Below are 228 nucleotides of genomic sequence, written 5' to 3'. Positions count from 1 at the left end.
CAGCACCAACCAGTTGCGCGATCAGATAGAACACCACGATGACAAGGGTGTTGACGCCGGCAACCGCCCTCACCGGCACTTCGGAGAGTCGATACGCCGCGACGTCGGCGAAGGTATAGCGGCCGAGATTGCGCAGCGGCTCCGCGATCAGAAACAGGATCATCGGGAAGCCGACGAGAAAGCCGATCGCGTAGATCATGCCGTCATAGCCAGATGTGTAGACCAGCG

At 60.1% G+C, this 228-nt stretch carries 1 protein-coding gene; it reads right to left on the bottom strand.

Annotation, left to right across the window (positions count from 1 at the left end; genetic code table 11):
* On the bottom strand, window positions 1–228 hold a 228-nt coding region (locus FNJ47_RS49220), incomplete at both ends, for a sodium:solute symporter family transporter (RefSeq protein ID WP_430649510.1).

The sequence above is a fragment of the Bradyrhizobium uaiense genome (assembly GCF_010811875.1).
In the GTDB taxonomy this organism is placed as follows: Bacteria; Pseudomonadota; Alphaproteobacteria; order Rhizobiales; family Xanthobacteraceae; genus Bradyrhizobium; species Bradyrhizobium uaiense.
Note: the sequence above shows the minus strand (reverse complement) of the source record. Positions and strands in the feature narration are given on the sequence as shown.